Here is a 7670-nt window from a genome sequence, read left to right as displayed (position 1 = left end):
TCCGCGTGGAAGCAGGCGACGAGCGACCCACGATCGTCACGCTGGGAGACCGGCGGTGGGACGAATGCCCGCTGCACGAATCCGAAAGAATGGCGCGCCCGCTCGTAGACATCGTCGGTCCCACCGCTTTTGAGCCAGCTGCGCAGGACGTAGTTGTGCGCCGCGACAACCGCGGCAGCGGCTACGACACTGCGCAGTCCGCTGTCGGCCAGGCCACTGTCCGAGCGGCGACCATCGGGCGGGCGGTGTGGGGTCTCGCTGGTGAAGCGGTTCTGGAGGTAACGCGCCACCACACGTTCGTAACGGTCAGTACTCGCGATCTCGCGATCCCGCAGTGACGGCACTTGTCTGGTCAACTGGAACCGCTTCAGTGAGATGTCGGCGTCCTCGACGTAACGATCCAGCACCAGCTGGGCGCCGGCACAGGCGATGGCCAGCGGAGGTTCGGTGGGGCTGGCGTCTGTGAACAGCCGGGCCATGTCCTCGAGCCACTCGTCGTGGTCGGGAAAGATCGCCTCTTCCTTCGCGGAGAAGTATCGGAAGAAGGTGCGCCGGCCGACTCCGGCTGCCTCAGCGATCTGGTCGACGGTAGTCGTCTCGTATCCGTTGGTGAGGAACAGCTCCATCGCGGCGCCGACCAGGGCGCGACGTACCTGCCGACGCCCGGCCGCGGTTCGGCCGGTGCGTCGCCTGGGTGCCCGATCCGCCGCATCCGTCATGTCACCGGACCTTACCGAAGAGTTCTTCGAGTGACCCGCTTCCTAACGGCACCAGGTGTCGCTACAGTTCAGCTGCAAGGTCCGACCACTCCGCCTGATGCACCATCGGGAACCCGCGCGGGGTGCCACGCAGGACGTGGATGCGGTCCGTTGCCGTGCGCAGACCAGACCGGGGCTGCAGGGTGTCTCAGACTTCAGGGGTGGCTCAGTGACTGACGTACCAGCTGCGGACGTACCAGCGCAGGTGACAGCCGACGTGACAAGGGTGGGCGTGGTAGGCGGTGGCCTGATGGGCGCGGGCATCGCCGAGGTGTGCGTCCGCGCGGGTCTCGATGTGACGGTCGTCGAGGCGGACACGGGCCGGGTTGCGGCGAGCCGTGGCCGGATCGTCAGCTCACTGGACCGTGCGACATCGCGGAAGAAGCTGTCGGCCGACGACCGTGACCGGGCGTTGGAGCGGCTGAGCTTCACCACGGACCTCAATGAGTTGGCCGACCGTCAGCTGGTGGTGGAGGCTGTCGCGGAGGACGAACGGTTGAAGGTCGAGGTTTTCCGGGATCTCGACAAGGTGCTCGAGGATCGTGGCGCGATTCTCGCATCCAACACGTCGTCCATTCCCATCATGAAACTCGGGATGGCGACCAGCAGGCCGCGTCACGTGATCGGGATCCATTTTTTCAACCCGGTGCCCGTCTTGGCGCTGGTGGAGCTGGTGCCGTCGTTGCTGACCGATGAGCAGACCCTGGTCAGGGCGGAGGCCTTCGTCGGTGACGTGCTGGGAAAAAAGGCGATCCGGTCTCAGGACCGTGCGGGTTTCGTGGTGAACGCGCTACTCGTGCCATATCTGCTGTCCGCCATCAGAATGCTTGAGTCGGGCTTCGCCTCGGCGGCCGACATCGACAGTGGGATGGTGCTCGGGTGCGCGCACCCCATGGGCCCGCTGGCGCTGGCCGACCTGATTGGTCTCGACACGATACACGCGATCGCCGAATCGCTGTACGCAGAGTTCAAGGAGCCGCTGTACTCGGCACCCCCGCTGCTGATGCGAATGGTTGACGCCGGCCTGCTCGGAAAGAAGAACGGCCGCGGTTTCTACGAGTACGGTTCGGCCGGCGCATGAATCCGGTGAACACCGGCACAGGCGGGTATCAGCTCGGCGAGGAGCATCAGGCGTTGCGCGACGCCGTGCGGCAGCTGGCCGAAAAGGAGATCGCCCCGCCCGCCGCCGACGTCGACGAGCAGGCGCGTTTCCCGGTCGAGGCGCATGACGCGCTGACCCGGGCGGGTTTCCACGCCGTACACATTCCAGACGAATACGGCGGCGAAGGCGCGGATGCGGTCGCGGCCTGCATCGTGATCGAGGAAGTGGCCCGGGTCTGCGCCTCGTCGTCGCTGATTCCGGCGGTGAACAAGCTGGCGACCATGCCGATCCTGCTGTCCGCGTCCGAGGAACTGAAAAAGCAGGTACTACCCTCGATCGCCGCGGGCGAGGCGATGGCGTCCTATGCGTTGTCCGAACGGGAGGCGGGTTCGGACACCGCATCCATGCGTACCCGGGCGAGACTGGACGGCGATCACTGGGTGCTTAACGGAACGAAGTGCTGGATCACCAACGCAGGGGAGTCCACCTGGTACACGGTGATGGCGGTGAGCGATCCGAACGCGGCGAAGAAGTCCCGCGGCATCTCGGCGTTCGTCGTCCACCGGGACGATCCCGGCTTCTCGGTGGGCGCAGAGGAACGCAAGCTCGGCATCAAGGGCTCACCGACCCGGGAGATCCACCTGGAGGACTGCGCGATCCCGGCCGACCGGATCATCGGAGAGCCCGGGACCGGCCTGAAGACCGCGCTGGCGACGTTGGATCACACGCGGCCCACGATCGGCGCACAGGCGGTGGGTATCGCCCAGGGCGCGCTGGACATTGCGATCGCCTACGTCAAGGAACGTCGGCAGTTCGGGCGGGTCATCGCGGAGTTCCAGGGCCTCCAGTTCATGATCGCTGATATGGGAATGGCGATCGAGGCCGCCCGGCATCTGGTGTACGTGGCGGCGGCTAAGGCCGAGCGTGGCGACGCGGATGCCGGGTTCGTGTCGGCGGCGGCGAAGTGCTTCGCCTCGGACACGGCCATGGCGGTCACCACCGATGCGGTTCAGCTGCTCGGCGGCGCGGGCTACACCCGCGACTTCCCCCTCGAGCGGATGATGCGCGACGCCAAGATCACCCAAATCTACGAGGGCACGAACCAGATCCAGCGCGTGGTCATGGCCCGCCAGCTCCTCGGCGGCTGACCGGAGTTGGCGATCAAGGTTGGGTGATCTTTCGAGGTTTGTGCGGCGTGGACCGGCCTGTTGATCTTACAAACCTCGAAAGATCACGTCCGTGGACCTGGCCGGTGGTGGACCTGGCCGGTGGTGGACCTGGCCGTCCGTGGACGTGGCCGCGTGCACGCTGACCGCGTAGCCGCCGCCGTCGTACACATCGCCGTCCCAGGTCGCGTAGCGCTGGTCGAGGGTGAGCCCGGCCGTTGCGCACCACCGGTCGTAGTCGGCCAGCCCGAACGGCGCATCGGGCAGCGGCAGGTGGTCACGATCCAGGCCGAAGCCGGCGACCAGCAGGCCGCCGGGTACAAGCCGCTGGGCGATCGCGGCGACGACCAGCGCCTCGGTGCCGGGAGCGAGCAGTGGGACGACGTTTCCGGCCGCGACGACGAGGTCGAAGGACTCCGCCAGGTCCGCCAGGCTGTGCATGTCAACCAGGTCGGCCAGCAGCCACCTCACGTCGGGTCCCGCGGCCTGGGCCTGCGTCAGCATGGAGGCGTCGTTGTCGATCCCGGTGCAGGAGTGGCCCTGTTCGGCCAGCCGGATCGCGACCCGGCCGGTCCCGCAGCCTGCGTCCAGGATGCGCGAACCCGGCGGTACCAGCGACGCGCACAGCGTGGCTTCGCCGTGGACGTCCATGCCCGCCGCGGCCAGCCGCGCGAACTGGGCCGCATAACCCGGCCCACGTCTGCCATCGGTGATGGCAGCCCAGCGACTTGCACCGTCCACCAGATCCACATCGCAATCATAAGGTCCGATCAATCCGCCTTGAGCCTGGTGGTCAGCGCACAGCCGTGCCATGGCATCCTTCGGAATCGGGGCGCTGATCAGCGCGTACCGGGCCTGGTCCAGGCGGTTGATCGCGGGGGAGATGCGGCCGGGTTCGTGGGGTGGAGGGTGGAGGGTGGCGTGGCAGCGGCGCAGCGACACAGGGTGGCCGACAGGCTGATTCTGCCTGTAGGACGGACGCTCCTCGCGTTCCTGGTGGTATGGGGCGCGGCGGTGGCGTTTGCGCTCGGCTGGGGGCCGGCGCCGTCGGCCCGCGCAGCGGTGCGGGCAGCCGCGGTCACAGCGCCGGGACCGTCGGTGGCGCTGCGCCCCGGTTCGGGGTCGGCCGGGGGTTCCGTGACAGCGAGCGGGACGGGGTTCGCCTGCACCACCATGCGGGTTCCCACCGTGGACGTGTCCTGGGACCGAACCCAGGCCGTCGGGACGGCGTCGGTCAACTCCGGCGGCTTCAGCCTCACCTTCCAGGTACCCAGCGGAGCTGTCGCGGGTTCGCACACGGTGACCGCATCGTGCTCGGCGGTCTCCGCATCGGCGACGTTCACCGTGGTTGCACCCACGCCCACGCCCACGCCGGCACCCACGCCCACACCGGCACCCTCGTCCACGCCGGCACCCTCGCCGGCGCCCCAACCCACCGCAGGTCCGGCATCCACCGCGGTTGCCGGCACTACAGGGTCGACCGATATGCCCACAGGTGGCCAAGGTGTACCGGCGACCGCGGGGGCACCGGTCCAGGACGCGGCGGCTCCCGGCACGACCGCTTCGGACGGGGCCTCTTCGGACGGCGGCATCCCGGGACCGGCGGCACCGACCGGGTCCGCCGCCGCCGGGGCGGGGTCTGCGGCGGCTCCGGGGTCGACAACGTCCGGCCGGGCCGGCGATGGCGCCGGCACCGGGAGTTCCGATGGCTCGGGCGGTTCGGGCGGTTCGGGCGGGACCGGCCGGGGCGGATCCGGGGCATCGGGCGGCCAGGCGGGCGACACCGGCGGGCAGCTGCGTTCCGGCTACGCCCGGGCGCTGCCGACCCCCGGTCAGCTCTTCCGCCGTCCCGCCCGGGTGGGTGTCGCGGCCGGTCTGGCCGTGCTGCTGCTGCCGCTGGTCGGCTTCGCCGCCGAGCTGTTCCACAAGACGGTCCACCACAATCAGGACATTTTGCGGCGCTGGTTCGCCTGGGCATCGCCGTTGCCGCTCCGGGCTGGACAGCTGCCGCGGCCGCTGTTGGTTCCCGGTTTCTTCCTGCTGTCCACGGCGCTGGCGGTGCTGGTGGAGCCGGGGGTCGGGATGAACGCCGCGACCGCTGCGCTCGTCGTGGGATTCGCGGTCGCGATCCCGCTCGGCGTGCTGCTCTACAGCAGGTCCGTCGACAGCTATGAGCGGCGGGTCTGCGGTGGCGCAGGCGGCGGGCTGGAGCTACTGCCCGGTGCCGCTGTCGTCGCGATCGGCTGCGGCCTGCTGTCCTGGGGTGCCGCGTTCAACCCCGGTTACGTGTACGGGCTGATCGCGGAGTATCGCGCCCGGGGTCGCCGTCGTGTCACCCCTCGGATCGAGGGCAAGGCCGTACTGCTCGGCACGTTGGTGATGTTGGCGGTCGCCCTGGTGGCGTGGGTGGTGCGTGTCCCGGTGCTGTCGGCACTGGCGCACCACGGGTCCGGACCGCGGGGGTTCGTCCTTGCGGTCATCGAGAACGTGCTGTGCCAGGTGGTGGCGGGCTCGATTGTGGCCGCCCCGATCGTCCTGCTGCCCATTCATTACATGGACGGCCGCAAGCTGTGGGAGTGGAGTCGGCCGGCCTGGGCTGCGACCGCTGCCGTCGCGCTGACGCTTTTCGCGATTCTGGTGCTCGACCCGTCCGGGCTGCTCGGGATGGCCACCGGGCAGGTCTGGGCGCGGGCGGTCTGGCTGTTCGGTGGGTTCGCGCTGGCCTCCGTGCTCTTCTGGGCCTTCTTCCAGATCGTGCCGGCACGTCTGCTCGGCCGGCCGGAGGGCACGCCGGGCGATACCAGCGCAGATACCGTACCTCTCACCGTCCGTCACCGCGCTGCGCAGGCTCCATCGCTGCACAAAGAGCATGATCGTGTCGCATCCCGACCGGACGGGGCCTGGTCATGACGGCATCGTCGTCGTTACGGCATCGTGGTGGTCACGGCATCGTTGTGGTTACGGCATCTCGGTAGGACGGTCCGGGAACGGCTGGGAGGAACCGGCGTGGATGGTGCATTGCGGCAGGCGGCGCAAGCCGCGACGGGTTTCATGCCGCCGGGGGAGGGGCTCGCGCTGTATACCGCCGCGGCGATGGTGCCCGCCGGCGGCCTGATCTGCGAGATCGGCACGTACTGCGGCAAGTCGACGCTGTATCTGGCGGCGGCGGCGCGCCAGGTCGCGGCGACGGTCGTCACCGTCGACCATCACCGCGGCTCGGAGGAGAACCAGCCGGGCTGGGAGTATCATGATCCTTCCCTTGTCGATCCCCGCACCGGTCGACTCGACACCCTGCCCTCGCTGCGCGCCACCCTGGAAACGGCCGGGGTGGCGGATGTGGTGACGGTGGTCGTCGGCCGCTCCGAGGCGGTGGGTCGCTGGTGGACGACGCCGGTCAGCCTGCTGTTCCTGGACGGTGGGCACACCCGCCAACAGGCAGAGGCCGACTACGGCGCGTGGGCACGGCACATTCCCCCAGGCGGTCTGCTGGCCATCCACGATGTCTTCCCGGACCCGGCGGACGGCGGTCAGGCGCCCTTCGGCGTCTTCCAGCGGGCGCTGGTGGAGGGTTTCATCGAGCGGTCATGCACAGGATCGTTGCGGGTGCTCGAACGCGCCGTCTGACCCAGCGCAGTCTGACTCGTGGCCGGGTGCCGGTCGCCACGCAGGTAGATCGTCGCCGCGGAACAGGGCCTCGGTGACCCCACCGGTGAGGGTGTCGACGGCGAGCAGGACCGCCGCGGCCGTCCACGTGCTCTGCTCCTGCGGCCAGTACACGTTCTGCGCGAACTGCCATCCCGTCCAGTAACTGCCGTCGACGTGCCGCAGGTGTTGAACGTCGCGGACCAGCGTGGCCGCGGCCGGGCTCTCCCCGACCAGGTGCAGGGCGATCGCCAGCTCGCAGGTTTCGGCACCGGTGACCCACGGCTGGTCGGCCACACACCGGGCGCCGAGCCCCGCGACGACGAACTCGTCCCACCGGCTGCGCAGCCTGGCCCGGCCTGCCGACCCGCGCAGCGCACCGCCGATCACCGGGTAGTACCAGTCCATGGACCAGCGGCGCTTGTCCGCGAAGCACTCCGGATGGTCGCTCACGGCGTGGCGCAGCGCCTCCGCGACAGCCTCCCAGCGAGGCGGCGTCTCGCCGACTGCGGCGGCAAGACCGAGGCCGCAGCGCAGACTGTGCAGGGTGCTGGAGCAGCCGGTGAGCAGCGCCTCGGGGTAGGCGGCGCCGCTGGCCGAACGGGCCCACCAGATCTGGCCGCCGGGGGCCTGCAAGGCCACGACGAAGTCGAGTGCGGCCCGCACGACCGGCCACATCCGGTGCAGGAATGCGCGGTCGCCGGTGGCGAGCCAGGTGTGCCAGGCCGCGGTCGCCACGTACGCGCACTGGTTGCTGTCGGCGAAGTCGTCCTTGATCTGGCCGTCGACATAGCTGGTCGCCCACGATCCGTCGGCCCGCTGGGTACGGCTGATCCACTCCCAGGCGGCGTCCGCAGCCTCTGGCCGGCCGGCGATCCGCAGCGCCATCGCACACTCAAGATGATCCCACGGGTCGGTGTGCCCGCCCGGGTACCAGGGGATGGCGCCGTCTGGTTCCTGCACGGCGGCGATGGTGTCCGCGGTCTCGGCGATCGCGGCCGG

The 7670-nt window shown here is 69.6% G+C and carries 7 protein-coding genes; 4 read left to right on the top strand and 3 right to left on the bottom strand.

The genetic code is table 11. The features are described from left to right. A partial coding sequence (locus U9978_RS07970; RefSeq protein ID WP_322760417.1) for a TetR family transcriptional regulator occupies positions 1 to 719 on the bottom strand: 719 nt, incomplete at its 3' end. 208 nt (positions 720 to 927) lie between these two features. Here U9978_RS07970 and U9978_RS07965 point away from each other — a divergent pair. Together U9978_RS07965 and U9978_RS07960 are read left to right on the top strand one after the other, a co-directional pair. Next, the gene (locus tag U9978_RS07965; protein WP_322760416.1) at positions 928 to 1839 is read left to right on the top strand and encodes a 3-hydroxybutyryl-CoA dehydrogenase; all 912 of its coding nucleotides are present in this window, start codon (positions 928 to 930) and stop codon (positions 1837 to 1839) included. 5 nt (positions 1840 to 1844) lie between these two features. Beyond that, a complete protein-coding gene (locus U9978_RS07960; protein WP_416210887.1) occupies positions 1845 to 3008 on the top strand; it encodes an acyl-CoA dehydrogenase family protein in 1164 nt (387 codons plus the stop codon). Positions 3009 to 3074: 66 nt separating this feature from the next. On the opposite strand, the gene U9978_RS07955 is transcribed toward U9978_RS07960, so the two are convergent. Then, complete coding sequence (locus U9978_RS07955; protein WP_416210891.1) at positions 3075 to 3770, bottom strand: class I SAM-dependent DNA methyltransferase; 696 nt, start codon at positions 3768 to 3770, stop codon at positions 3075 to 3077. A gap of 201 nt (positions 3771 to 3971) precedes the next feature. Here U9978_RS07955 and U9978_RS07950 point away from each other — a divergent pair, with 201 nt between their 5' ends. Both U9978_RS07950 and U9978_RS07945 read left to right on the top strand, forming a co-directional pair. After that, positions 3972 to 5936, top strand: coding sequence for an FGLLP motif-containing membrane protein (locus U9978_RS07950; RefSeq protein ID WP_322760413.1), 1965 nt, complete (start codon positions 3972 to 3974; stop codon positions 5934 to 5936). Positions 5937 to 6032: 96 nt separating this feature from the next. Further along, entirely contained in the window at positions 6033 to 6650 is a 618-nt protein-coding gene (locus U9978_RS07945; RefSeq protein ID WP_322760412.1) for a class I SAM-dependent methyltransferase, read from the top strand. Here the strand turns inward: U9978_RS07945 and U9978_RS07940 are convergent. Next, positions 6609 to 7670: hypothetical protein (locus U9978_RS07940; RefSeq protein ID WP_416210886.1), on the bottom strand; the 1062-nt coding region annotated here is incomplete at its 5' end. The genes U9978_RS07945 and U9978_RS07940 overlap by 42 nt on opposite strands.

Source organism: Protofrankia sp. Cr2, assembly GCF_963555885.1.
GTDB lineage: Bacteria > Actinomycetota > Actinomycetes > Frankiales > Frankiaceae > Protofrankia.
This window is presented reverse-complemented; position numbering and strand designations above follow the sequence as displayed.